Raw genomic sequence first — 26283 nt, 5'->3', positions numbered from 1 at the left:
CAGCGACCTATCCTATGAACTCGGATAAAGACAATGTTCCCCATGCACATCGCGCATGGGGAACATTCTTTTTTTGGAGGCACGCCACCTAGCGAGTATTAGCGCAATGTTTTGCGGCTAACGTCGCTGGCTTTGGGGCGCAGACTCGTAGGGGGCGCAGGCACATGTCCGCTGCTTCCCGCGTGTTTGCCACCTGTCCCACGAGTAATATCCAAGATTCGCGCTGAGGGTGAGGAGCCGGGTTGGTTTCGTTGAAGAGTGCGCAAATATGAGTGCTCTTTGCGGAAAATTCGTGGGTTGAGATAGCCAAGTACAGCTGTCCCGTTGCCACCAAGGGGAGTATCAGAACTAATCGCATTGAGTGGATACTCTTTGTACCAGTAGCGCGCAACGGCGCTCACGCTTGATGGTGCGCGCCAACTGCTCGCAACCATGTACGCTGGCTCACTGGTTTTCAGCTCATCAGGCAGACTGTCATGCTGTTCTTGGGTAAGTAAAACGAACGATAGACCGCCACCGAACGTTACTGATTCAATCCCGTTCTTCGCTCCGTAAATGCTTTCTCCGCGATTAGCCCACATTAAAGGCACCACTCTCGATAGATCTTCGCCACCAACTCGGACGTTCGAAGCGTTAGCTTCTTCGACCGGTGTAGCGCCGACGGCGTCTGGCGCTAGGCGGGGCGTAGTCAGATCAACAACCCCGAATTGAATGTTGTCATCAGAATAGGCGTTGAGCGCCTTTTCTCTTCGAGAAACGTAGTTAGCGTCGCTACTAAAGGTTTGCGCATCAAGGACAAACCGAGCAATTCGAGCATTCGCGCTAATATCCCACTCGTCTTGTCCTGGTTCGCGGTACATGAAGTGCCCAGTCCCCGTAGCGACTGCTCCCTCAGTGGCATGAGAATATGAGCTGAAGGCCACCTGCTGATGTTGGTCTGGAGAAAGCACTGTCCACTTAGACCCGTCCTCATAAGTAGCTAGGACAACAGAGTCTCCGTTCACCCCGTATGGCACCAGTGTCGAGGATTCGATGGGACTGTCTCTCCATGTTCGAGGAACTCGATCATCAGAACTGCCAACAGTGCGTGTTAGCGTGGTAGTCGTTTCAATGACCTGTACAGCATCATCGGCCTTTGCTGCATCACTCGCAGGGGTATTCACGCGTGTGAAGAATGCTCCGTTGAACAACCCAGCGTCGACCGTTTCGAGGTCGCTTGTGCGCTCTTCAAGATCTTTGAGGTCAAGAATCGTTGGAATGCTATGTCCTTGATGGGTTTGAAGCGCAAGTACCCGAGTCGATGGCAACGGGCCAATGATCGCATGAACATCGACCCTCCATGTGTCGCCACCAACGTATGAAGCACTCACAGGGGGAACATTGAGATTCTCAGCTAAGGCAGAGTTAGTGATAATCGCCTCCGCGTCCTCCACCCCCCAGACCGGCCACGTGCTCATGCCCGTGTAGAACCCCTCGTGGCCGTCGCTAAAACGGAGTTGATTGTTCAGATCGTGTTCAAGATCAGCCTGAGCAGTATTCGACCGTTGAGACTGGTAGTTGGCCTCATATTCATCAACGAGCCTGGTCAGGCGCGCGAGCTCTGTCTCAGCATCTTCGAGTTGCTTTGCTTTAGAGAACGGAGTCGCAATAAAAGCCTGGCGCTTGTCGATCTCTCGGGTGAGTTGATCGCGTTTTTCCTCTAGCGAAGAAAGCTTTTGAGGCAACGACCCAACATGGTGTTCAAGGCGAGTAATCAACCCGATATTGTTGCCTTCTAGCGCTGCGTTTAAGTCGATGGTGACGCTAAAAATCTTCTCGCGTACGCCTTGAATCGTAAATTCAAGACAGGCTGGTTGGGTGGGGCTCTTGCCAAGCGCGCGTTCGCATTCAAGCGTGATCCCACCGAGGGTAAGACTCATCGGGGTGCGCAAAAATGCGTGCATTTGGTGACCGTTGCGTAGAGCTTCAATTACCCAAGTGTTTAAGCCTGTAGTGAGCTGAGCATTCAGATACGCAACCGCGCTCTTACGATCACGGATGAGTTCGCCTGCGCGCCCTACCATCGCGAATGCGTCACCGCTTGTGGGTCGAAGTTTTCCTACCAGTTCTTTCGCTAGGGGCAGGGCGCGCTCGATGTTACCCAACAGCGTCTGATCGCGAGCTAGGCCAGCTCGCTGGTTCATCACCATGCGACGATGCGAGGCTTTGTCGCGTTTGAAGCGAGCAACATCTGCTTCAACCTTAGTGCGCTCAATAATGTGCGGATTACCGGTTGCCACTGCCTTAGTTTGCGCGAACCCCATTTCATCGGTGAACTCATCATCAAACACTCGCTCGCCAGCTTTTCCGCGCATAACCTGAGAGATCATTTTTTGCTTACGCTCTAGGGTCTGCCACATCACCGCGTCATACGATTTTTCGGCAACGTAGCGGAAAATTGACACCTGGCTGTTCTGGTTACCAGCACGGATAATGCGTCCCTCACGCTGGGTAATATCAGCAGGCCTCCACGGGGCGTCAACATGATGAAGTGCAACCGCGCGAAGCTGAATGTTCGTCCCCGTGCCCATCTTGTCTGTCGAGCCGATGATGACCCTGACTTGCCCCTCACGACAGCGCATAAACAGATCTTCTTTTTGCTCATCCGTATTCGCTTCGTGAATGAACGCAATCTCATCACTCGGTATCCCCATTTCAACAAGGTTGTCTTTAATCTCCTGATACACGTTCCACTCGCCGTTGCCTTTAGGGGTGGAGCGATCAGAGAAGATCAGTTGAAGGCCACCGGGCAGACTCATGTGCTCGCCAGATTTATCAACGTAGACACGATCACTGGTTTCGTTATAAATGCGCACAACGTTTGCTGCAATCGTTGAGGCTTTCGTGATGCTCCCAGGATCGTAATCAACCAGGCGCAAGTCAATTGCTGCTTGCCGACCATCATTAGACAGCTTGAGCCAGTTATCTTCACTCGGTTCGACGCTACCAGAATGAATCTTGTCTGCCCGATCAGACAGAGTCTGGGAGAACGCTTCCATCTCAGCGCCTGCGGGGATTGAAGCGATTTCTGGGGCGTGTTTCCCCTCAGAATTAACGTGCACAATAGGGCGCGCGAGGTTGAGGTCTTCACTCATTTTTACGTCAGCTACCTGCCCCCAGATGCTCATAAACTCGGGGAGATTCTGAAAACGGGCAATACGAGTGCGAGCTTTTAACTTACCGGTCGCCGTGATCTCCATGTCGCGCGTCTCTTGAGTAAAAGCTCCAGCAAACGCATCAAACTTAGCGATTCCTGCGTCCCGGAGAAGATCAGGCGAGAGATACCGCAACATCGTGTGTGACTCAGCAATCGAGTTCGCGATCGGAGTACCTGTGGCTAGGGTCAGGTAATGATCGGGATTGATTGTGCGCAAATAGTCAATCTTCATATGCAGATCGCGTGCCCGCCCTGAGTCTTTAGAACTCATGCCAGAAAGGCTCGTCACCACACCAAGATTCTTGAAGTGGTGAGCTTCATCAACCATCAGATAGTCAATACCAAGTTCTTCAAAGAACAAGCCTGTGTCCTTGACCTTGTTCACTTCTTTTTCAAGATCAGACTGGAGAGTCTTAAGACGTTGCGTCAGCTGGCTCACCGAGTAATTGCGCTCAGTAGCGTTTTCTAACGCTTCTTCAATCTCTTCGATTTCAGCGGACATATACGCTCTGACGCTACTCGGCTTCATGCCGATGTGCTTAAACTGAGATTGAGTAATCACCACACCGTCTAGGTCATGCGTAGAGACTCTCGCGAGGAACTCTCGCCTTGCCCCCGCAGTCTTCAAATCTTCCTTGTCAGTAATCATCACGCGCGCGCTTGGATACGCCTGCTGCCATTCATTCGCGAACTGCAAGAGCATATGGTTTGGCACCACGATCATGGGCTTTGATGCCAACCCCAAACGTTTGAGCTCCATTGCCCCCATAATCATTTCGAGGGTTTTGCCTGCACCGACTTCGTGGAACAAGCCGACGGTCGGTTCAGACACGATTCGTGCAACGGCGCTGCGCTGATGTGAATATGGTGTGATGTCAGTATTCAAGCCTGGGAGTTGAAGGGCTTGCCCAGCACGCTCATAGCTGCGTTGAACGAAACTATTGAACGTATCGTTGTAGCGTCGAGTGAGGTCTTCGACGCGCTCAGGTGTAGACCAACAGAATTCGATGAAAGCCTCGCGCATTTCCTCCAGTTTTGAGTTTGCTTCAGCCGTCGCAGTGACATCAACATACGTGGTGCCGTCAGAATCCTTTGCCGTGATAGTAACGTCTGTATGGTTAAGCAAAGCTTCAAAAATGCGGTCTGCGTTTCCACGGTTCGACACTGACCAGCGTTCAAACGCGCCCGTCCATGCGCGCCGTTTACTAATACTCCAATGAGCATTACTCGGGTTGAAAGTCACGGCATCGTCATTGCGATATGGCAGATCGCAGATAACACTGTGGTAGAACTCGACGTGAACAGCTCGCCCAAGCCACGGTGCCCCAGGAGTGATCTGAATATCCTCCAATGGAATATCAGCAGGCAGAGCCTGTTTTAACGCTTCGACATTGGCTTCAAACACACTATCGAGAGCGCTTGCCTCATTTGCGCGAGCGAGTTTGGCACGAACGTTGCCTGCCAGATATTCTTCGCGAGCAACAAGCTCATCGGGGCACCCTGGCGTTCTAAAAACAAGTCGTTGTTCCAGCAAATCAGCAAGAACAGCATCACGATCAGAATCTAAAAGATACGCAATCCGATCGACATCGACTTTACCGGTCTGATTGAGCGACAGTGCAAGAGCATCAGAGAGACTATCCGCGCCAAGAATCTGCGGAGTAACACCGATAGTGCGCTTGGTCAGAATGTCAGCAGGAGAAGCCTTCTTTTCTTCAATGTCATAGTCCTCGATCGCGAGCGTCACCGCAGCGTAAGGGTCTTTGCGGAACGCAGCAATGACCCTTCGCACTTGCTCAGTTGTCGTGATGATGGGGTTGCCGTCCTCATCTTTCTTCCTCGTGCGACGCGAGACGTACTTTCGTTCGTTAATAGGGCCGAAGCGATCAACGTGGGCAAGGTAGGACTCCTTGAGAGCCTTTCGTTGAGCCTCAAGCTCAGGCGTATCGACCGTGCTGGTGGCATCAGCATTCACTAATTCAACGGTCTGATCGCGTAGAGCTAACAGCGAAGCCATCTCAGCACGATCTTTTTTCGCTACCTTGTGCACCTGGAGCCCATGCGTGGTCTGGATAGAGAAAGACCCATCTTCATTCTGGCTAATATGTCCGAGCTGACGGACGTCAATGACGTTGCTGGCCTGCGGGGCGGTGGTTGTGGGGCGAGTAAAGGTCAAACCTCGCTCTACAGCGCGTGCAACAACAGTCTCTAACGCACGAGAAAGCTCGTTACCTACTTCAGAAAGCGAAGGCGAGGTGACAGTCAGATTCACCGTAGAATTCATACCCAATTGGGCTGACAGCTCACCGAGAACACGCTCAGGGTAACGATCAAAATACGTATTCATCGTCACGGAATGCTCACCAAAAAAGCGTGGCGTCGAGCTCTCCCACTCAAAAGGCTGGGGTTCTTCCCCGTCCATGCGCCGACGGAAAATCAATACGTCAGTCAAAGCCTGCGTATCAGCTGCCTCATCATGAGCGCCGGTGGGCAGTCGCACCGCTCCAACCAGATCTGCACTCTGATACAGGTATCGTCTGAAAGCAGGGTTTTTAGCGTCGAGCGTCCAATGTGAAGAGATGACCGCTACAAGACCACCAGGGTGCGTTAGAGCAACAGACTTAGCAATAAAGTGATTATGAATCGGAAAATGCGACGGATTGTATGTATCGTCGCGCACCTGAAAATTACCGAACGGCACATTACCGATCGACACGTCGAACCACGCCCCGTCAGGGCGAGTATCCCCGAAAGACTCATTGAGAATCTTCGCATCAGGGTAGAGCTTGCTTGCGATCCTTGCTGTCGTAGAGTCAATCTCAACACCCACCATGTCAAAGCCTTCAGGGGCTCCGCCAATGAAATTGCCAGACCCGCACCCAGGCTCCAACACTCGCCCGCGCTCGACCCCAAGTCCGCGTACCGCATTCCACATCGGTGCAACAAAAGCAGGGTTCGTGTAGTGCGCGCTCAGAACACCCTCGCGCGCCAACCGGTACTCCTCTTGACCCAAAAGAAGACGCAAGCTCTGACGTTCAGCCTGCCAATCCTGCCGTTTTGGATCGAAGATGGAGCCCAGTCCTCCCCACCCTGAATACTTCGCGAGTGTTTCCTGCTCACGCTCATCCGCTTCCCGATCACCGAGCTCATCGAGCAAACGAATTGCCTCAATGTTCGCGCGCGCACGCGCTTTCGCGCCTTGGGGGACAACAAGATGAGTTGCCCGCCAGCGTGGAGGGGTCGTGCGTGCTTTTACGTCAGCGGGAACAGTGCCTTGTCCGCTTCGGTTTCGATCAGCGTCAGGTTCTTGTCCAAGACTTCGCCCACCCACACCGGCTCGTGCATTGAGCTCGGAATGTTCTTCCGATTGTCCTGAGCCCAATCTTTCAGGAAATGAAGAAGATGAGCCCAGGGAAGAACTGGCTCCCATTCGGGACTGCGCAGGTCCAACAACTGTTGCTTCACGTCCCTGAGAGTCATCTGCCAATACTTCATTGGCCTGCGCTCCCACCACGTCTCCTCGTTGATATCCATCAACGGAATCTCTTTGTCGATCGCTTCGATCAGCAGTTCGCTCGCCAGATTCAACACGAGCCTCTCGTAGAACGGCTGCATCTGTTCGATTGTTTCGAGTAGATCCTGCAGGGTGTCCTTCTCGTCGATCGTCAATCGTGCCTGCCAGTAGGCTTCGCCCTCTTCCTCCCACGCGCTCTCGCCGATCAGGTCGATGATTTCCTGGGCGTCGCACCCCTCCATCGGGTCGATGCTCAGATCCTCCCCGAGCGCTGTCGCCTCCCACGTCTGTTGATTCTCGCAGATCGTTTTCAACGGCTCGGGTAGAGGGCACTTCAGTAACTCGAGTCTCGCCAGCTCGCCACCGTTGATCGCTTGATACACGTCGAAGTCTTCGATGTTCATGTTTTGCTCCTTCAAAGAGAAAATCTAGATCAAACAAGGCTGGCTGAGGCTCGAATGAGCTTTTTCGTTGTGAAGCCACTGGTCACTCCTTATAAACGGCGGATTTATAAGGAATGTGACCAGTGCGCGCACGCGCGCACTCTCACCAACCAGTCGCTTCAGCCTGAAATTATCCAACCTTTTATAATAACACGCACACGAAGCTACGCATAGTCAAGTTTTTTCGTTGTGAGCAACGTGAGCGCTCATTCCACATATCAGTATTCAGCCTCGTATTAAGTACTTGTGGAGCTCTCGTGAACCCGTCAGATGAAGCCAAGATCCGCCAGATCATCTCCGCTCATCCGCGCCAGCCGATCATGTTCTCGTTAAACGACGGTCAGAGCGCACGTATCAATCCTGACGGCACTGTCACGATTGACGGACAAGACATAACGCTTGACCCTCCACGTCCAGCCGGTGTTAAACCAGCTCGCTCAAGCCAACCAGAAGAGTCAGACTCACACGAGGATATGGGCGCACGTATTCGCCAGCTCGAACAACGCAACGGCGAGTTAGAAGCAGCTCTCGCATCAGCATTAAGCATTCGCCGCAGCGATACTGACGCTCAGATTCAAACTCTGACCCGCCGGTGCGATGAAGCGCATACCACGCTCGCGCATGAGCGTGACCAATGGCATGAGCAGGAAACAACATTTCAAGCTCTGATCGCTGATCTTACCTCCCAGGTTGAAACCCTCACTTCTGAACGCGCCTCCACCGAATCAGAGCTGAGGCGAGTACGCGAGGCGTATGAGCAAAAAGAAACAGATGACGCCACAACAACCCAGCTTAAAGCTGAGCTTGCCCAACTCAGGGAGGCGCTCACTGCTGAGAAAACCGAGCGCGCCCACCTCGCCCACGACCTCGACATCGCTCAGAGCGAAACCGAGAAAACCCGAGCACTCCTGGCGAGCGTGGAACAGGAAAAGCAGGCTCTCACACTGTCGCTCAAAGAAGAACAGGGGCGTATTTTCGACCTCGAAAACACAATCACTCGCCTGAATGCCGACATCGTCGCAAAGACTGCCGAGATTGCGACCCTAGACGAACACGCCGGTGAATTACTCCAACAAAACGAGCAGTCTGAGCAACAAATCGCAACACTGAGAAGCGAAAACGCCCAGTTCGCAGGCGAACTATCACAAGCAAAACATGACTTACGCCAAGCCCTTAGCGCAGCTGAACAGACCAATGTCGAAGCCGAGCGCGCACGCTTCGCCCTTGAAGCCCAGCTTAAAGACTCAACTGATGAGCGCGACCAGCTCGCCAAAAAGATCGATGATCTGACACACCAGCTTGACGCTCGCCCAAGCCGAGCCGACCTCGAAGAACTCCACGCCAACATCAGCGAACACGAGGCCGAGATCGCGCGCCTACGCACCCAGCGTGACACGCTCACCGAGCGCGTTGAAACCCTGTCTCAGAACGTTGAAAGCCGGAAGAGAGAATGCGATGCACTCATGCGCCAACGTGACGCTCTCAAATCTCAACTCAAAGCCCAAGACGCTCAGACCCAAACCCTGCCAGCCCACCACACGCCTGAAGCTTTTACTCCCAAATCCTCACCAGCATCAGATGATGACCAGGAGGGCGATAGACGCCCTAGACAACTAGCCCGACGCATACTCATCGTCGTGTTTGCTCTGCTCTTTCTTGCTGGCGCAACATGTGCTGGCATATACATGGCAACCACTCCAAGCGGAAAAGATAAGCCAAACAGCGGGCAAACAGTGCAACCTCACAGCGCACAATCTGCCCAATCAGCAGGATTGAGCTCACAAGAAACCCAAGAGTGGCAAACGGAGATTACCCGCGCCCATTCGCTTATCAGCGAAAGCGAAACACTGCTCGCTGACACTGAAGGAAAAGTATCGGACGAAGCAACACGTCAGACGCTCCGTTTGGCAATCGACGCTCTCTCCCAACTCGCCTCCCAGCCCGCGCCTGAAACATCGGCTTCATACAGTCAGGCATTAGACAAACTCAAGAATGCAACAGAGGCGCTCAACACTGCTAAGCAAGCGGTTCTTGACTCAAATGCGACCTATCAGCAAACCGCTCCCCCCACCGAGCCGACCCAGACAGAACCAACGCCCACGCCCTCAGAGCCGTCTACTCCTCAACCGGCTCCTACACCTGCCTCGCCCACGCAAGGCGCAGACGTTGGAGGCTACATCGCAGACATGAACACGTCTGTCTCTTCCTCGTCAGGAACAGTCAGCTTCAGCGTCACCGTCTCGTCGGTTGGCTCCGCCCCCGTCACTGTCACTGCAAATGTCGGAGGAAATGTTGTGACCCTCGGGCAAGGAACAGTCTCAGGCGCGCGCACGTTTAGTGGTTCAATCTCAGTTCCTACGGGAACCTATTCGTGGAGCACAAGCGCTGATGGACTCATCAACTCTGGCTCTATCACGGTGAACTGACACGACTATGAAACTACTGGCTGCACTCATGTCGTTGCTACTGACGATTGCAACATTTCCACTGACCCTCGCAATCCTCGGCGGAGGTGGCGATGATGAAACCCAAGCAGCCGGACTCAACGAATCAAACGTGCCCGCAGAATACGTCCAATGGGTACTCAAAGCAGGCCAGATTTGTGAAGAAATTACCGCGCCACTGCTCGCAGCACAGATCGAAACAGAATCAGGCTGGAACCCGCGCGCCGTCTCTCCGGCAGGCGCAGCCGGACTTACTCAATTCATGCCGGGCACCTGGGCGGCAGCCGGAGTCGATGGAGATGGCGACGGTAAAGCCGATATCTACAATCCAGCCGACGCGATCATGAGCCAAGGCACCTACATGTGCAATCAAGTCAGCGCATTGAAGAACTACATTCAACAAGGCCGAGTCTCAGGCGACCTCGTTGAACTCGCCCTCGCAGCCTACAACGCAGGTATCGGAAACGTCCTCCGATATGGTGGAGTCCCACCATTTGCGGAAACACAAAACTACGTGAAGAAAATTCCAGCTCTCGCAGCCTCAAAATACGCGCAAGTAGGAATGCCTCTAGGCGTTGGAGCAGCAGGCGGGCCGATGGGCAACGACTACCCATATGCCAACGGGCCCTACGGTGAGATCAACTGGAACACTCGCTACGCCTATGGCAACTGCACAGACTTCGCCTTCTGGCGAGTCAATCGCGACATGGGCGTCAAGTTCGCAGGCGCAAACACCCAGTGGAAATACACATGGGCAACACTCACCCCGCTAGGCGGTCACGGCGGACAATGGGGACTCGACGGCAATATGCCAGGCTGGATCAAAGTCCCCTCAATGCGACAAGTCCGACCAGGCGACATCATCTCCTACCGTCCAGGCGCTTTCGGATATCACCCCTCCTACGGCCACGTCGCCTACATCGCAGCCGTGGACGCGAGCGGAAACATCACCATCGAAAACTACGGCACCAACGAATACTTCGTTACGACCATGCTCGCCACCGTCGGAGACGCAGCAATCCAAAACGGCAGCATCGTCATTAAGCACAACCCTGCCCTCGGATGACAAGACATCTACTCTTTTCTTTCCCATCCGGCGTGCTTTAATTAAAGCGGTGGCGGTGACGCTACCTCCAAGTGCCGGGGGTGTCCCCCGGCTTTCGCTTTTAAACGAAAATCTTGAGTTCTTTCAAACCCAATTCCACCGGCTTTGCCGTCTTTACCGGTAATGGCGGTAAAGACGGCAATTATGGTGGCTTTAGGCTGAACTTATACTGATCGCCCAGGTCGTAGGACGCCTGTTTGAACAGGGATAAAAGGCTGGCCATGATTATGCGTCGCCTCAACCTGGTTGACAGCTTGCAAGAGATAATCTGAAGCCCACTGAGAAAGAGATGAGAGCTCAGGTTTGTCGGCAAGCTCTGCGCGGTAGGCTGCTCTGATCCGACCAACCAGATCCGCATCAAGCGTCAAAGTGAGCTTCGACTTTCGAGGGACACCACCACTACGTACTGATTCTTTACCGGCTTTACCGCCATTACCGGCAATGTCGTATTTACCGGCTTTGCCGGTAATTGTTGAGTCGCCCGCAATGATGGGATCAAGAATTTCTGCCTTACGCAAAGCGGTAAGGGCGCTAGCATCAGGGGTTTTCACAATCATTCCTTATGAGTCGAAGAGATGAGTTTGTCGGCAATGAGTTCAAAAGCTTTCATGCTGTCAATGTCTCGGATTGGCTCATGATCGCTACCTGCACGTGCGATTGCCTCACGTTCAGGAATAATCGCGTCCAACAACACGAGGTCTTCATACGTGTCACTGAGCGCATTTTTCCACGTTCTCCGATCAACTCGGTCGTTCCTGTAGGCGTTGATAGCAATCCCCGACAAGCTCAGCTTCGGGTTATAGCAACTACGTACAGTAGCCAGTGTCGTAATCATTTCAGCTACACCGTCCGCCGAAGACTCACGAGCCGTTGAAACAACCAAGGCTCGGTCAGCAGCCACCAAAGCGTTCGTTGTGAGCATTCCAAGCGACGGAGGGCAATCAACCACAATATGCGCGTACTCATGCTTGATGACACTCAACGCTGACGCCAAGCGTTGCTCACGGCCTAATGAAACGTCGTTTTCTCTACTGGCTAAAAGACGATCAGCGGGCAGAACCTCAATGTTGCCCCACACTTCGCTAGCAGGATAAACGGCATGAGAGGTCACTTCAGGAGACCCACCTGTTGCAATCGCGCTCATCACATCATTGAGCGTCAGCGTTGATGAATCAACATCAATACTCATCATCGTTGTGGCATTACCTTGAGGATCAGCGTCAACAAGTAAAACCGGCTTTTCAGACCTCAGCCCAAGCTGATAGGCGATGTTCGTTGCGAGCGTCGTCTTACCAACGCCACCTTTTTGATTACAGATCGCAATAATCATTTCGTGTCCTCATTATGTTGCAAGTGCGTTTCTGCTAAATCGAGCGCATCAGAAATCAAAGCCTTTGACTTCACATAGGCGAATGTTTTTGATGTACACGCTTCGTACTGCAACTTCGCCCACGCCCACGTTTCTTCCCAATCGATCATTGACGATTCCTTCTGCTCACGACGCTTATCCATCAGCGCTAAGAACGTCTGTGCATCATGCTCGGTGTCATCAGCCCTAGCGGATAACTCCCCAAGCACGTACCGCGCAAACACCCGAATGCCCATCAGGGCTGTCTTGCCCTCATCTGGAGGCATCCCCTGCCAGCCCTCAACAAACTCATCGATTCTCATATGCATGTTCCTCTCAAAAGCCTTTACCGGCTTTACCGGCATCGCCGTGTTTACCGTCTTTACCGTCATTGCCGTATTTACCGGCATTCCTTGTCTCTATCCATATCCAGTGCATTAAGCCAGTGGAATCTTGCAGTCTGATAACCGGCCTCATCGCTATGAACAATTCGATCCACTACCACCGGGCGCGTGTGCCTTTTGCCTTTCACGCTCACATCTACACGCGCTCCCTCAACGAGGTTCTTTCCTCGCACATAGAAAATCTGGCCATGTTTAACAAAGACAACGCGCTCTTTGAAACCTGCCTTTGTAGGAGCCCAATCGAATGACGCTGTTGAAGTGCCATCAGAGTGCTCAGTCACTCTCCGTACGATCACCCTTCGTGCGTGTCCACTCTTGGCATGGACAGTTAAAACACTTCCTTCAACAAGCCCCACACCTTTCAAAACGAACGTTCCATCGTCTAAACGCGCAAAGACTGCATCACGCGCGTCTGCCAAAATCGATTCCTCGACCTGACCGAGCGGGGCAGGAGCAAGCCCCCAGACAGTCTCAGAATTGCCAGCTTGATTCTTACGACGCTCACTCGTCGCGTAAATCTTTCCCTCGGCTTTAAGATCTGACCTCCGCCTGCGGTAATAGGTACTACCTGCGTGTGGCCAGTTTTCAGCCGTAGCAAGGCTCTCTAACTCAGAGTCAGTCATATCGCCCACTTCAAGAAACGCTGAAAGAATGCGACGCTTTTCCCTCGTTCGATCTTTTAAACGCGCTTCTGCCTCATGTGAAGTGGCCGGGTCGCTTCTGCGTGTACTCGACATTGCAATCAGAGCCTTCCTTTGCCGTCATTGCCGTATTTACCGTTATTACCGCCGTTACCGTCTTTGCCGTATTTGCCGGTAATAGGCGAGTGGAATAGGGCTACTGCATTGAGTAGCCCTAGAAAACAAACGAATTACTCGTCGTTCTCTTGCACGCTCCAGGGGTCAGAATTCGAATCAGTGTGAGTCGAAAGTGAAACCGATTCAATGAAAGAAGGGGAGAACAGTTCTAGGTTCGTGCGTCCCTCATACTCTTTTCGCACCAGAATGCCCTCGACACACACTTTTGAGCCCTTACGCAAAACACCAGCAAGGCGCTCTGCTTTCTCGTCCCAAAAAGAGACGTTTATCCATAGCTCTTCGCCAACGTCGTTCCATTCTCCAGAGTTCTGATCTTTCTTTCGATGGGTCGCTCCGATACCGAAATTGAGAACAACCGACCCTGAATCAAGCTGACGCAATATCGGTTGAGAGATGTTTCCAGTCACGCGACACGTAACGGACATGGTGATTTCCTTTCTAAGGGTGTGACACATTGAGATGAGTCGATTCGGCTACCAAACGCAGAGCGTCATCGGCAGGGGCTGTATAACGTTGCGTCGTTGCAACCGAGGAATGACCAAGAAGCCGTTGAACAGCAATAAGGTCATGGCTATTCCTGTAGGCAGTAGTGGCAAAGCGATGCCGAAGAGTATGTAAAGTCCACGGTGAAGCCAGAGCACAAGAGCCGAGCTTCGACACGTAACGCGGTGAAAGATGCCCATGATCTTTACCAGGGAAAAGCCACCCATTATTGGCTCGGGCGCATTCCATGAGCTCTTCAGCAAAACCCCTATCAATCGGAACGAACCGAGAGACCCCGCCTTTGCCGACAACGTGCAAGGAATATCCATGCAGATCATGAAAGAAGTCGTCGATATGTACGCGCGCGATTTCGCTTGCACGCAGACCAACACACGCTCCAAGCAGAAGAATCTGGCGAGTGCGAGGCGATGCGCTATTCAGCGCCTCTATCAGCTGAGTATCAGGAACTGGACGAGGAAGAGCATTCGGGCGGTGAATATGAGGCAACGCCAACGCAGGACTATTAACGCCTTTTATAAAGCCAAAAAACGATCGAAGCGATGAATAATACGCGTGGCGTGTTTCAAGCTGCCAAGAGCGCTCAGACACCCAGCCTAAAAGCTCGACGGATGTCACTTCTCGCGGATCCGGCTTAAGCGCTCGCGCAGCTTGCCGTACATGACGCAAGCGTGTGCCGATTGTCCGCTCACGCAATCCTGAAACGGTCATTTCCTGCTCCCACGAATCAAGAGCAGATTGCCAAAGGGGTGGAACTTTGAGTACTAAAGGGTGATTCGTATTCATGCGATTCATCGTGCCTGTCGTCACCATGAATCGGAACATCAACAGTGCTTAATACCCCAATAGACGAAAGATGAATAGCGACTCTGACAAAGGCGATAATCCAACAGCAAATCAATAACCCGTCGGTCGTCGGTTCAAGCCCGACTTGGGGCACTGCTTCAATAAACTCAGGTGCCTGATCCGAAAGGGTCGGGTGCTTTGCTTTTTCGATGGCTTCAGCTGGAACAAGCACTTCGACAGGAACATCCAAGAAGCCGGCTACGCACGCCAAAAGGGGAGTGGACCCCCGCCCTTATCGGACCTTCCAGTCTTGCGCTTGCTGGCGATCCGACCAGAAACTGCGATAGCGCCCCTCTTGGGCGAGTAGTGCCTTGTGGGTTCCCAGTTGCGTGATGTGCCCGTCTTCGAGCATGGCGATCTGGTCAGCCTCAGCGATAGTCGACAAGCGATGCGCAATCACGATGACGGTCTTGTCCTTGGCCAGTGAATGCATGGCGTCCACAATCGCTGCCTCGTTCTCAGCATCGAGTGCCGCGGTGGCCTCGTCGAAGAGGACGATCGGCGCATTCTTGAGTAACGCACGCGCAATTGACACGCGCTGACGTTCGCCACCAGATAGTCGTCCACCACCTTCGCCGACGCGGGTTTCCCACCCATCTTCGAGGTGCTCCGCAACCTCGTCGAGCCGGGCGATGCGTGCTGCTCGGCGCACATCTTGGTCGCTGGCGTCCGGCTGTCCGAAGCGGATATTGTCCTCGATCGTGCCGTCAAACAGGTACACGTCTTGGAAGACCAGCGACACCATCGACAGCAAGTCGTCGACTGCCATGTCTCGAACGTCGACGCCACCGATTCGGACGGAGCCTTCTGTGACGTCCCAGAAGCGAGCGATCAGCCTGGTCAACGTCGTTTTGCCGGAACCGGACGGGCCGACAAGCGCGGTCATCTGTCCGGCTGGACACTCCAAGGTGACATCGTTGATGATCTGGCGCGTGCCATCGTAGGAGAAATGCACGTGGTCGAAGGAAATCGAGGCGTCCGCGGGGTTCTTCGGTGAATCTGTCTCCGGCAGTGGGGAGGTGGCGAGGATCTTCTCGGACGCATTGATCGCGTTCTGGCAGACGTTGAAGGACATGGCTTGGCTACCTGCCTTCAGGAGCGCGTCGACCGATCGCAGGGCTAAAACGATGACGAACAGGTACTCAACCGCGGTTAGCGTTCCATAGGCAAGAAGCGCGGTCGTGCACAGGAATGTCAGGCCGAATGACAGGTACACCAACAGGGTGTACATGGTCATCGGCTTCTGGGTCTGATTGAGAGTGCGAACCGTTGTTTCGTGGTCGCGTTGAATGTCGTCTTCGAGAGCTTTCCAACCGGTTTGAGCCGTGCCCGTTGCGCGCAGGATCGGCTGAGCATGAACGAATTCGAGCATTCGGCTAGCCAGCTGTGCGTTCGACTTTTCTTCTTCAGCGTGTCCGGTTCCGGCTGCTTCGCCCATCTTCTGCGCCCACGTGTACAGCAGTGGCATTGTGATCACGTAGGCGATGAAAATTCGCCAATCGACATATACGTAGAGCAGGGCAATGCACGCGGGGATGGTCATTGCGGTGATCAGTTGTTTTAAGAAAATGCCGGGTAGGTTCATGATCATCTGCAGGTCGCGTTCCAAAAGGGACGCGAGTTCGCCGGCTCGCCCAGCGGTGAACCAGCCGAGAGGGAGCTTCACAACGTGGTCGCCCAAACGTTCTTGGATCGATCGCAAAACGATGACGTCGCCGATCATGTACCCGTGCGTTTCCGCGAAATAGTTCGCAAGCGCGCAGACGACGCCGAGCCCGACGGCAACCATCGACCACGTGAACGCTGTGTGTCCGTCGCCATCAAAAAGGGCGTGAAGCAAGGGGAGGAGGGATGTGTAGACGGCTCCCTCGAGCACTCCGCAGATCGCGAAGTAGACGGCCTGAGCTTTGACTCCAGTCGAGCGGCCAGCGAGCTTATCAATCTTGTTGACGATCATTGCGCGCCTTCCTGCGAATCGTGAGCGAGTGCCGGTGTGGGATTCGTGGTGTATTCAGGGGTAGCGGGTGTGTGCCTATTGGGATTGACGAGGCTCCCCACGAAGTCTTCTTTTTCGTCGCGACCATGGAATGCCTGGACTTGTTGCGTGTTCCAGAGCTGCGCATACCGGCCATTGGCGGCCAAGAGCTTATCGTGCTGGCCGGCCTCGAGCACGCGACCGTCTTCGAGGACGAGCGTCATGTCCGCTCCGGAAACCGTGTTGAGCCGGTGCGCGATGACGATGGTCGTGCGACCGTGCGACAGGTGATTCAGAGCAGTCTGGATCGCAGTTTCGTTTTCGGGGTCGGTGTGTGCGGTGGCCTCGTCGAGGACCAGAATCGGCGCATTCTGCAGAATTGCGCGGGCGATGGCAATCCTCTGAGCTTCGCCTCCCGACAGGTTGCAGTCGGCTGAGCCGATGACGGAATCGTAGCCAGCGGGGAATTCGCAGATGCGATCGTGGATTTGTGCCGCGCGTGTGGCTTCGATCATCTGCTCGTCCGTGGCGGAAGGGCAGGCGAGTTTGATGTTGTCACGAATGGGGAGTGACAGCATCATGGCCTCTTGGAAAACGATGGCTACCTGCGACAACAGGGACTGTGTGGAGATATTCCGCAGGTCGTGTCCGCCAAGGCTGACGCTCCCGCTGGTCGGATCCCAGAAGCGTGGGATCAAGCGCGCGAATGTTGTCTTGCCACTGCCCGAATCGCCAACCAGTGCGCAGACGCTCCCGGCTTCGATGTGCGCGTCTACGTGGTCGAGCGCGAACTTTCCGTCCTGCGTGTAGGCGAACGAGGCGTCGTCGAACGCGATATCCACGTCAGTCGCTGGCAGAGGCTCTGGCTTGTCGGGTTCAGGTAGCTGGTCGGTGGAAAGTACCTGCCCGATGTGTTCGAGATTGTGCAATGCCGTCTGCAAGAATCCCATGGACGATGCCACGGTCACCAGGCCCGACGGGATTGAGGGCCCTAAGACAAGGAAGGGGACAGCGGACGCGAAGTCGAACCAGCCCTTCGAGATGAAGAGGCTGGAGCCCAGGCCGAGGCACGCCAGGACCGTGCCCGGCGAGATGAATGCGCTGAGCATCGAGAACGGTCCGGCAGTTAGTTTCGTCCACTCGAAGGTGACTTCCGTCAGGCGTTCGACCGCCTCGCGATAGCGTGAACCGGCTTTGCGTGTGCTACCGAAGGTCTTCACAACTTCGATGCCCTCAGCGATTTCGACGATCGACGAAGAAAGCTCGATCTTTGCGGCGTTGTATTGCTCGGACAGCGTCGCGTAGTCGCGGGACATGAACATCCCTGAAATGCCGATGAAGACGATGATGTAGGCAAGGAATGCCAGTGCCATTCGCCAGTCGGCAATAAACAGGATGACCAATGGGATTAGTGGGGAAAGGACCGCGCGCACGATCTCGGTGGGAGCATGCCCGATGGTCTGGTGCATACCTAGAACATCGTCGGAAACAGCCTGCGTCGCCTCCGAAGAACTGCGGTCATTGAACCAACCGAGCGGTAGCTTCGAGAAGTGATCGATCAAAATGTGGCGGGCATGGACTCTGAAATCAGCATCCGCAACGTGGCAGACGCCAGTGCCTGCGCCGAACAACATACGGTCGACGGCAGCGCACACGATGGCAACCACGGACATGATGACCAGAGTCGACGCTGGTGGCAGTTGGCCACGTAACGCGTCCTGCGCAATGAGGATCGCGATGACATACGGCACGAAGCCGACGGCAACTGACAAAGCGGACATGACCATGCCACGGATAATCATTCCGTGTGCCGGCTTCGTCAGTCGAAGATACAGCTCTTTCAAGCCAGCGGTCTTTTCTTTCTTCGCCTGGGGGTCATCTTTCGCCGAGGGGCCATTGAGGCTGTCCGTGGAACCATCTGCCTTCATGGACTGTCCTTCTTTCATGTTGAGGACGTAGGAGTGCGTGCAACAACGGCGCAGGAACTCGTTGTCGTGTGTGACGACGATGATCGCTTTGCCTGCCTCGGCCGCGCATTCGAGGGCGCGCGACACGAGCTCCATATTGAGAGCGTCAAGCCCGCTTGTTGGTTCGTCGAGGACCAGAACGGGTCGGTCGGACATGATTGCGCAGGCGATGGACAGTCGCTGTTTTTGTCCGCCCGACAGGGTTACGGGGTGCTGCTTGCGCATCTCCCACAGGCCAAGGTTGCGCAGGACTGAGCGCGCTTTCTCTTTATGCTCCTCGTCAGTGCGCACTTGAAGCATAATTTCTTCTTCGACGCTGGGGGTGAAGAATTCCGCTTTGACGTCGTTGGGGCTGAACCAGACACGCCGGAGGAGATCGCGTCGTTTGCAGGCTTTTCCGTTGACGATAACACTGCCCCCGGACGCTTTCTTCAAGCCCGCCAAAATGCGTGCAAGGGTCGTCTTGCCAGCCCCGTTATCACCGGTCAGAGCAACAATCATTCCCTCGTTGGCGCTGAATGACACGTTGGTGAAGATACTGCGTGAACCGTAGGCAGCACCGAGTTCGCGGATCTGAAGCGTCGGCTGATTCCAGGCTTGCGAAGTGGAGTCGTGCGCCGACGTGCCCGTTGGGTGCTGGTGAGGTCGGGGGAGGGTGGGACGTGAGGTCCAGCGTGGATCGCGGAGCCCCCACTCAAGGCGGATTTCCTCTGGAAGGTCCATTACCTGGTTATGCGTCAGCTCGCGCTCAATTCGGCCACCACGCACCAGCAGGAAACGGTCAGCGACGTCCATCAGATATGCCAGGCGATGCTCGGCGATGACCATCGCGAAGCCCTGCTGCTTCAACTTTTTGAGGGTGCGCCCGAGGTGTGCCGACGCGTCCTCGTCCAAGTTGGACGATGGCTCATCCATGGCGAGCAAAGAGGGACGAGGTCCCAGTGCGGACGCGATAGCGACCTTCTGCTTTTGCCCTGATGAAAGTGAATCGTTCGGGATGGAACGCAGGTTATCCAAAGAGAAAGAAGAGATTGCCTGGTCGGTAAGGGACACGACGCGTTCGTGGCCGTAGCCTAGGTTCTCGCAGGTAAAAGCTATTTCTCCTGCTAATTGGCTAGAGAAGAATTGCGATGACGGGTCCTGGAAAACACTGCCGACTTTTTCGGCTCGCTCCCACTGAGCAAGGCTCGCTGCATCTTGATCGCCCAAAGACACGCTACCGGTAGTTGTTCCCTTATAGAAACCGCCGGCAAGCCCGTTAATCAGGCGGATCAGAGTGGTTTTCCCGCCACCCGAAGGGCCACATAACACCACACACTCACCGGCATTGACGCTGAAGGTGGCCTCGTGAATTGTTTGCGGAGCATCCTTGTATGAGAACGAAACTCCGCGTAAGCACGCCAGGGGCACATCGACGCTGGTCGGGTTCATGCGACGAGGCCGTTCGCGTAGTAAACGGAGGCGCAGACGATGCCAGCGATGACGACGCAGACAACGTCTTTCGTGCGCACTGGAATGTTGTAGTAGCTGGTGCGCGCGTGAGGGGCCTCGGCCGCGCGCGTGACTGCCGACGACGACAACTGATCAGCGGAATCAACCAGAGCAAGCAGAGATGGAACCATGACGTATTCGTAGGTGTCGAGCGGATTGGTGATCATCTGGGTGGGGCGACTGAGGCCTCGTTTGCGCAGAGCGTCGCGAAGCAGGCGCCAGCTGGCCGTGAAAGTCGGGAAGAATCGCAGAAACACCAGTACGCCCAGAATGATCTTCTTTGGGCAGTGGATGCGGGCGAGCGAGGCGCTGATCATCCCGGGTGGCGTCATGAAGACAATCCACGCTGCTGCCAGAACGGGGAACGTGTTCCACGCTTGGTAGATCTGAATGGGGGACAGGAAGACTGGGCGCATCCCGTACGCCATGTACCCCACGTAAATCGGACCGAGGACCGCCAAGTAGATCAGCATACTGAAAGCGGCGCGCGCCTGGCGGGCAACGATCATGTAGACCAGCGACGCGAGGCTCAATGCGAGCATCGGGAACAGTTTCAGATCGCAATCCGCCGTGACCATGACAAGCGCCAAGACGATCACTTCCGTTGCCACGGTGAACCCGGGGAAGTGGGACTCGTACGTGGGGCGGGCGTCGGCGGGTTTGGCCTGTGTACTCGCGCCTTCGAGTGTCGGCGTGGAGGCTGGCGTGGGGGTAGTGGACGCGGTCGGCTCGGATGTCAGGATGGGGCTCATCGGGCTTACGGTGTGGGGTTGCAGTGAAGGTTTGAGCGCGGATTTACAACGCAGGTTGAGGCGCAGATTGACAACGCAGATTTACAGTGCGCCGGCGCGCGAGAAATGCTTCGCCATCAGCTTCCGGCCGATCAAACTGCCCAGGAAGCCGGCGATCATCGTCGCGATGAAGATGCCGAAAACCCACGCGGGGTTGGAGTAGTACTTCAGGAACGTGTCGACCCATTCTTGGGTGAAGCCACGGGCTGCGACTACGTCGTCGATGTACTTCTGCAGATTGCCCATGAAGGGGATCATCGTTGACAGCAGGTACAGGCCGGAGAAAACGGTCCATGTGGCGGTGATCCACCAGGAGTTCTGGCGATGTTCAGGAGTGCGCAGGAAGATCAGGTCCAGGATGATGCCACCAACGACATAGAAGGGTATCAGGTACAGGTAGTTTCCGAGGACGGTGAAGAGGATCGACGCGATCGTCGTGAAAATGAAGGTTGTGCCGAGGCGGTTGACGCGCAGGGTCATCAGCATGAAGACGGGGGCGGCAAGGAAAACGCCGAGGCCACCGGATGCAAGCATCTGCAGATCCAAGCCGAACATTGTGAGTGATGCGCCGATGAACATGACGATGACGGTCAGGGCGCTCAGCAGGATTGCGGTCACGACTTCGCGGACTCCCCATTCCTTCAGGGGGTTGGTCTTTGGAGGCTGAGGCGCGGTGGCCTGCTGAGCTGTGGGGAGGTCTGCGGTCTTGTGTGCGTCTGCGTCTAGGGTGACGGTCTGGTCTGTCGTTGCTGTCTGATTCTCCATATTCGGACTCCATTATCTAAGTTAGGTAGAGCTAATAAAGATTAATGATACTACCTTCAGAACTTGGGGTGAGCGGGTGGAGTGGGCGGGTGGAGTGGGCGAGGGTGAACTGTGCTCAGCTATTGTCGGTCAGTGCGTAAGGCGATAGTGTGAAATTGTCGTACGAAAGAGGTTCGTATGTCGTCGGTGACTGTTCGAGTGAGTGCGCTGCTCGGGCCCATCGAATGAAGGTGGAGTCGGGTGGGCTGCGAGGATGTGGATGATCGTGCCGTCGATATCGATGGGGAGATCAGCGTGTGTCTTTGAGGACAACGAGAGGTGGGCGATCTGCTCATCGGAGTACCACTGTGTTGCGTCCGGATTGGTTGACAGGAGCGCTCTGGGCATGTTCTTCCGCAGGAAGTGTTGGAAGGTGCGGATCGTGTCGGTCTTGATCGGGTATTTCGAGTAGACGATGAAACCGTATTGGCCGGGGAACTTTCCGAACCCCCAGGCGTCTGACGGCCCGTCCGTCTTTCCGTCGTGGTTAAGATCGCGCTCGCTGGCAACGCCGGTGTTTACAGGGCCTGGCCAGGCGTAAGGATAGGTGACGGGCGTGGCATCGTTGTGAGCGACCTCGAGGTAGTTCGTGCGGAACAGGTCGACCGCCCTGCCATCAGCCGCGTATCGACGCGAGAGGCTCAAACGCCGACGAGCGGAGCCCGAAACCGAAGCTCCGGACCCCGCTCGATTGCGCAACTCCCGTCCACGAGGAGTGGCGTGTGATGGAGGCTCAGGCCTCCTGGAGAGCTGCCTTCTCTTCCTCGCTCAGGCGCGCGATGCCGATGCCGGTCGCGCCCCACAGGAGGGCGAAGCCGATGGCGATCCAGTTGCACACCGCCCACGGCAGGTACGAGAGCGTCGCGACGCCGAGCGTGCCCGCCATGTAGGCGCCAGCAGACGTCCAGGGGAGGATCGGCTCCCACAGGGTCGCCGAGTCCTCGATCGTGCGCGAGAGGTTCTTCGGGTCGAGGCCGCGCTTCACGTACTCGCCGCGGAGCATCTCGCCCGGGATGAGGAGGGAGACCTGGCCGTTCGAGGTGATGCCGATCGTCGCGAGGCCCGTCGCGATCGTCGCCGCGATGAGGCCGAAGGTCGAGCGCACCGGCTTGAGGAGCTTCGAGATGAGGACGTCGAGCGAACCGGAGACCGAGACGACGCCGGCGAAGGTGATCGCGCAGAAGCAGATGAGCAGGACCGACATCATCGAGTTCATGCCGCCGCGGTTGAGGAGGCGCGTGACGTCCTCGATGACGTTCTCGGCGTCGAAGCCGGTCTTGCCGACCATTTCGACGTTGAAGCCGTTGACGCCTGCGACGACCGTGTCCTTGAAGGAGATGCCCTGGAAGACCACGGCGTTGAACATCGCGACCGCGCTGGACACGAGGATCACGGGGATCGTCGGCTTCTTCCACATCGAACCGCCCAGGACGATGATCACCGGCAGCAGGAGCAGGAGGTTCCAGTTGAATGCCGAATCGAGGGTGCCGAGGATCGTGCCGACCTTCTCGGGGACCTGGCCACCGGACAAGCCGAGGCCGAAGAGGAGGTAGACGACGGCCGCCGTGAGGAAGGAGGGGAGGGTCGTCCACAGGAGGTGGCGGATGTGCGTGAACAGGTTGACGCCGGTTGCCATCGAGGCGATGTTCGTCGTGTCCGACAGGGGGGAGAGCTTGTCTCCGAAGTAGGCGCCCGACACGACTGCGCCGGCGACCATCGCGAGGTTCGCGTCCATGCCGACCGCGACGCCCATGAAGGCGACGCCGACCGTGCCAGCGGAGCCCCAGGAGGTGCCCGTGCACAGGGAGACGATCGCGGTGACGACGAGGGCGATGACCGCGAGGTACTGCGGATCGATGATCTTCAGGCCGTAGTAGATGAGCATCGGGATCGTGCCGCCCGCCATCCACGTGCCGATGAGGAGGCCGACCGAGATAAGGATGAGGATCGCGGGCATCGTCTTCGCGATCTTCTCCGCGACCGAGTCCATGATCTCGTTCCATGAGTACCCGAGACGCCAGGCGACCAGGCCAGCGACGACAGCCGAGGCAATGAGGAGGGGTTCGACCGGGAGTTCAGCGAAGATGTAGCCACCTCCCAACAGGACGATCAGCGTGATGACCGGGACTGCGGCGAGGAGCAGGCTCGGAGTCCTGCGCTCGGCCTTCGCCGGGGTGGTGGGGGTTGTAGGAGACATCGTTGTCCTTTCGATATGGGTCGTCAGTTCCTCGTGAGCGCCCCGGCGAGCCGGGTGATCCCCTCGAGGAGTTCTTGACGGGGGAGTGCTGTGTTGATACGGAAGAATCGATCGTATGCGGGACCGAAATCGGGTCCCGGGCTGACCGTGACGGAGGCGGCGCGCTCGGCGCGCACGAGGTCGGCTTCGGAGCCGATGTACGCGGAGGCGTCGATCCACAGGAGATAGGTGCCGTCCGGGTCCGAAACCCTCGCCTCCGGCAGGAGGCGCGCGAGGAGGGGCCTCGCGGCTTCGAGGTTGGCGTCGATCTCCTTCGCGAGGGCGTCGACCCACGCGTCGCCCTTCGTCCACGCGGCGATGGCCGCCGGGATGGCGAAGTAATTCGGGTTGTGCAGACCCATGCGCCTCTTCGCCGCCTCGAGCTCGGCGCCGAGGGGCCCGTGGACGCAGATCGCCGTCGCTTCGAGGCCCGCGATGTTGAAGGTCTTGCCGGGAGAGGCGCAGTGGACGATCCGTCCGCTCATCCACAGGTCCTTCGCGACGCTGGCGAGGGCCGAATAGCGCTGCCCGCCGGGGCGCTCGAAGTCGCAGTGAATGTCGTCGGAGAGGACGAGGGCGCGGCATTCGCGCAGCAGCTCGGCGAGTCGGCGCTGCTCGTCGACGCTCCAGATCCTGCCCGTCGGATTGTGGGGGTTCGTCCACAGCAACAGGTCCGCGTCGGCGAGCGCCTCCTCGAGGGCCTCCCAGTCGATCGAGGCGGAGGCCGCGGTGTCGCGCATGGGCACGCGGACGAGATCGGTGCCCGCGCGTTCGCACACCTCGAGGAGGGGCGAGTAGGCCGGATCGAGCGTGACGACGCGGACCGGTCGATCGTCTCGTGGCAGGACGTGATCGACGAGGGCGGCGACGCACTGGACGACTCGGGGGAAGAAGTGGACGTCCTCGACCTCGCAGGACCATCCGTGGCGGCGGGTCATCCACGCGGTCGCGGCTTCGGCGAAGTCGTCGAAGACCTCGGTGTAGCCGTAGGCGCCGAGGGCGGCGGCGTCGGCGATCGCCTCTCGGACCTCGGGGCAGGAGACGAACTCCATGTCCGCGACGGACAGGGCGATCGCGTTCTCGCCGAGGTCCTTGGCGAGCAGATCCCATTTCGCCGAATGCGTGCCCCAGCGCGACAGGTGCCGGCTGAAGTCCTCGTCAGTAGCGGTCATCATTCCCCCTCGGTCTCGTTAAGGTAGTTGTAAATGGAGAATCGCGTGCAGTGGAGGGCTTCGGCGGCCATTTCCGCTGCATCCCGCAGGAGGAAGAAGCCCCTCGCTTTGAGGAGTCGGACGACCTCGACCTTGTGTTCCTTTCTCATCTCGTCGACGGGAACCCCCGACTCTGCAACGGCTCGTGAGAGGAGGAGCGTCGCGAGTTCGTCGACGTCTCTAACGAAGACTTCGGTCGTCGCCTGCTCCTCTTCGGCGGAAGTTGGGAGCGAGAGGCCCGCGAGCGCGCCCGTGAGGGAATGAAGGATCTCCCAGCTGGAGATGTCGCGGTTGATGCACAGGGCGGCGACGGGCTGGTTGGTCGAGTCGCGGATGATGGCGGTTGTTGAGAGAAGCTCCTTACCGCTCGGAGACGTTGTCCGGTATCCGATGCTGGTGTGCAGATTTCCGGAGGCGACGGCGTCAAGGAGCTTGTCGGTCGCCGGATCGCCGATCGATCGACCGGTGACATCGCCGCCAATCGCGACGATTGAATTCGGGAGCCGAGTGAGATCGTGAACGATGATCTCGGCGGGTCCGACAAGTGTTGCTTTCATTGGTTCAACCAGCTGTTGAAGGGTGGAGATAATCTGATCGTGCTCGTTTAGCTTCGACGGTGAAGCAGTCATGCAGAACCTCCGGCTTTGACGCTTTAATCGTTTATCTTAGTGACTCAATAGGTTCGCGTCAACAAACTGTTGAAAAAATTGTGTCTGCGCTTCGTCGCCCAGCCCTCTTATTGCCTTGTCACCTCCCCGGTTTTATGCGGTGTGCAGACAGGAAGGGGTGTAATTCTGCGCAAAAACTTGACAGCGGGGCAGGGTGAGCGCCTGGATCGGGAAAGGATGGATGATCCCCTTGTCCTCGAGGGCGTCGACGATCGGGTCGGTGACGCCGAAGTCGGTGAAGGTCTTGTGCTCGAGGTCCTCGTCGCCCGAATCGGTGATGTCCGGAGCGGCCTCCGGCTCGACGGCGACGGGGATGATGTCGCCGAGTCGGACGACTCTGGCGGAGTACTCGACGGGCACCGCTGTGGGGGTCGTCTCGATGGCCTGGTCCTTCTCGGGCGCGGCCGCGTTCTCGTGAGTCGTGTCGGTCACGATCCGCCTTGTTTCCCGGGACTCCCGGTCTCTGCCGGGATGGGTGGCAGCCGATCGCGCATGTCGAGGCGCGGAGCGCGCGCGGATAG

At 56.4% G+C, this 26283-nt stretch carries 19 protein-coding genes and 1 pseudogene; 2 read left to right on the top strand and 18 right to left on the bottom strand.

The genetic code is table 11. The features are described from left to right. Positions 1–98: 98 nt before the first annotated feature. On the bottom strand, positions 99–6527 hold the full coding sequence (locus AC5RE1_RS02720; protein WP_493938308.1) for a helicase-like domain-containing protein: 6429 nt from the start codon (positions 6525–6527) through the stop codon (positions 99–101). Beyond that, complete coding sequence (locus AC5RE1_RS02715) at positions 6449–7114, bottom strand: hypothetical protein (RefSeq protein ID WP_285101548.1); 666 nt, start codon at positions 7112–7114, stop codon at positions 6449–6451. Before AC5RE1_RS02715 ends, AC5RE1_RS02720 begins: the two co-directional genes overlap by 79 nt. A 296-nt stretch (positions 7115–7410) precedes the next feature. On the opposite strand from AC5RE1_RS02715, the gene AC5RE1_RS02710 reads away from it, so the two are divergent. Together AC5RE1_RS02710 and AC5RE1_RS02705 are read left to right on the top strand one after the other, a co-directional pair. After that, positions 7411–9579 carry a hypothetical protein gene (locus AC5RE1_RS02710; RefSeq protein WP_493938307.1) on the top strand — a complete coding sequence of 723 codons (2169 nt, stop codon included), beginning with the start codon at positions 7411–7413 and terminating at the stop codon, positions 9577–9579. A 7-nt stretch (positions 9580–9586) separates the two neighbouring features. Further along, a complete protein-coding gene (locus AC5RE1_RS02705) occupies positions 9587–10663 on the top strand; it encodes a lytic transglycosylase domain-containing protein (RefSeq protein ID WP_493938306.1) in 1077 nt (358 codons plus the stop codon). A 203-nt stretch (positions 10664–10866) separates the two neighbouring features. Here AC5RE1_RS02705 and AC5RE1_RS02700 read toward each other — a convergent pair whose 3' ends face one another. The 16 genes and pseudogenes from AC5RE1_RS02700 to AC5RE1_RS02625 all read right to left on the bottom strand — a co-directional run. Beyond that, positions 10867–11253 carry a hypothetical protein gene (locus AC5RE1_RS02700; RefSeq protein WP_493938305.1) on the bottom strand — a complete coding sequence of 129 codons (387 nt, stop codon included), beginning with the start codon at positions 11251–11253 and terminating at the stop codon, positions 10867–10869. Positions 11254–11255: 2 nt separating this feature from the next. Then, positions 11256–12032, bottom strand: a complete 777-nt coding sequence (locus tag AC5RE1_RS02695; protein WP_285084285.1) for a ParA family protein — start codon at positions 12030–12032, stop codon at positions 11256–11258. Further along, on the bottom strand, positions 12029–12460 hold the full coding sequence (locus AC5RE1_RS02690) for a hypothetical protein (RefSeq protein WP_493938304.1): 432 nt from the start codon (positions 12458–12460) through the stop codon (positions 12029–12031). Before AC5RE1_RS02690 ends, AC5RE1_RS02695 begins: the two co-directional genes overlap by 4 nt. Then, complete coding sequence (locus tag AC5RE1_RS02685) at positions 12451–13077, bottom strand: hypothetical protein (RefSeq protein WP_493938303.1); 627 nt, start codon at positions 13075–13077, stop codon at positions 12451–12453. Before AC5RE1_RS02685 ends, AC5RE1_RS02690 begins: the two co-directional genes overlap by 10 nt. Before the next feature lie 248 nt (positions 13078–13325). Next, a complete protein-coding gene (locus tag AC5RE1_RS02680; RefSeq protein ID WP_493938302.1) occupies positions 13326–13697 on the bottom strand; it encodes a single-stranded DNA-binding protein in 372 nt (123 codons plus the stop codon). A gap of 13 nt (positions 13698–13710) precedes the next feature. Then, complete coding sequence (locus AC5RE1_RS02675) at positions 13711–14484, bottom strand: tyrosine-type recombinase/integrase (protein WP_493938301.1); 774 nt, start codon at positions 14482–14484, stop codon at positions 13711–13713. Positions 14485–14500: 16 nt separating this feature from the next. Beyond that, positions 14501–14809, bottom strand: coding sequence for a hypothetical protein (locus tag AC5RE1_RS02670; RefSeq protein WP_285101564.1), 309 nt, complete (start codon positions 14807–14809; stop codon positions 14501–14503). 42 nt (positions 14810–14851) lie between these two features. Further along, positions 14852–16576: an ABC transporter ATP-binding protein gene (locus AC5RE1_RS02665; protein ID WP_179370194.1), complete on the bottom strand. Its 1725-nt coding sequence runs from the start codon at positions 16574–16576 to the stop codon at positions 14852–14854. Then, positions 16573–19992 carry an energy-coupling factor transporter ATPase gene (locus AC5RE1_RS02660; protein ID WP_218840363.1) on the bottom strand — a complete coding sequence of 1140 codons (3420 nt, stop codon included), beginning with the start codon at positions 19990–19992 and terminating at the stop codon, positions 16573–16575. Before AC5RE1_RS02660 ends, AC5RE1_RS02665 begins: the two co-directional genes overlap by 4 nt. Next, complete coding sequence (locus tag AC5RE1_RS02655; protein ID WP_179370195.1) at positions 19989–20804, bottom strand: energy-coupling factor transporter transmembrane component T family protein; 816 nt, start codon at positions 20802–20804, stop codon at positions 19989–19991. Before AC5RE1_RS02655 ends, AC5RE1_RS02660 begins: the two co-directional genes overlap by 4 nt. Before the next feature lie 81 nt (positions 20805–20885). Next, positions 20886–21608, bottom strand: coding sequence for an MptD family putative ECF transporter S component (locus AC5RE1_RS02650; RefSeq protein ID WP_179370196.1), 723 nt, complete (start codon positions 21606–21608; stop codon positions 20886–20888). Between the two features lie 129 nt (positions 21609–21737). Continuing rightward, positions 21738–22292, bottom strand: coding sequence for a hypothetical protein (locus tag AC5RE1_RS02645; RefSeq protein ID WP_257878479.1), 555 nt, complete (start codon positions 22290–22292; stop codon positions 21738–21740). A gap of 88 nt (positions 22293–22380) precedes the next feature. Continuing rightward, positions 22381–23844, bottom strand: coding sequence for a Na+/H+ antiporter NhaC (nhaC, locus tag AC5RE1_RS02640; RefSeq protein WP_493938300.1), 1464 nt, complete (start codon positions 23842–23844; stop codon positions 22381–22383). Positions 23845–23867: 23 nt separating this feature from the next. Then, on the bottom strand, positions 23868–25055 hold the full coding sequence (locus tag AC5RE1_RS02635; protein WP_493938299.1) for a MalY/PatB family protein: 1188 nt from the start codon (positions 25053–25055) through the stop codon (positions 23868–23870). Then, positions 25055–25723 carry a helix-turn-helix transcriptional regulator gene (locus AC5RE1_RS02630; RefSeq protein ID WP_493938298.1) on the bottom strand — a complete coding sequence of 223 codons (669 nt, stop codon included), beginning with the start codon at positions 25721–25723 and terminating at the stop codon, positions 25055–25057. Before AC5RE1_RS02630 ends, AC5RE1_RS02635 begins: the two co-directional genes overlap by 1 nt. A gap of 189 nt (positions 25724–25912) precedes the next feature. Then, positions 25913–26143: pseudogene (locus AC5RE1_RS02625) on the bottom strand (DEAD/DEAH box helicase); the annotation flags it as partial. Positions 26144–26283: the final 140 nt, after the last annotated feature.

This window comes from Actinotignum sp. usb-actsch-rep-73, assembly GCF_059082735.1.
This window is presented reverse-complemented; position numbering and strand designations above follow the sequence as displayed.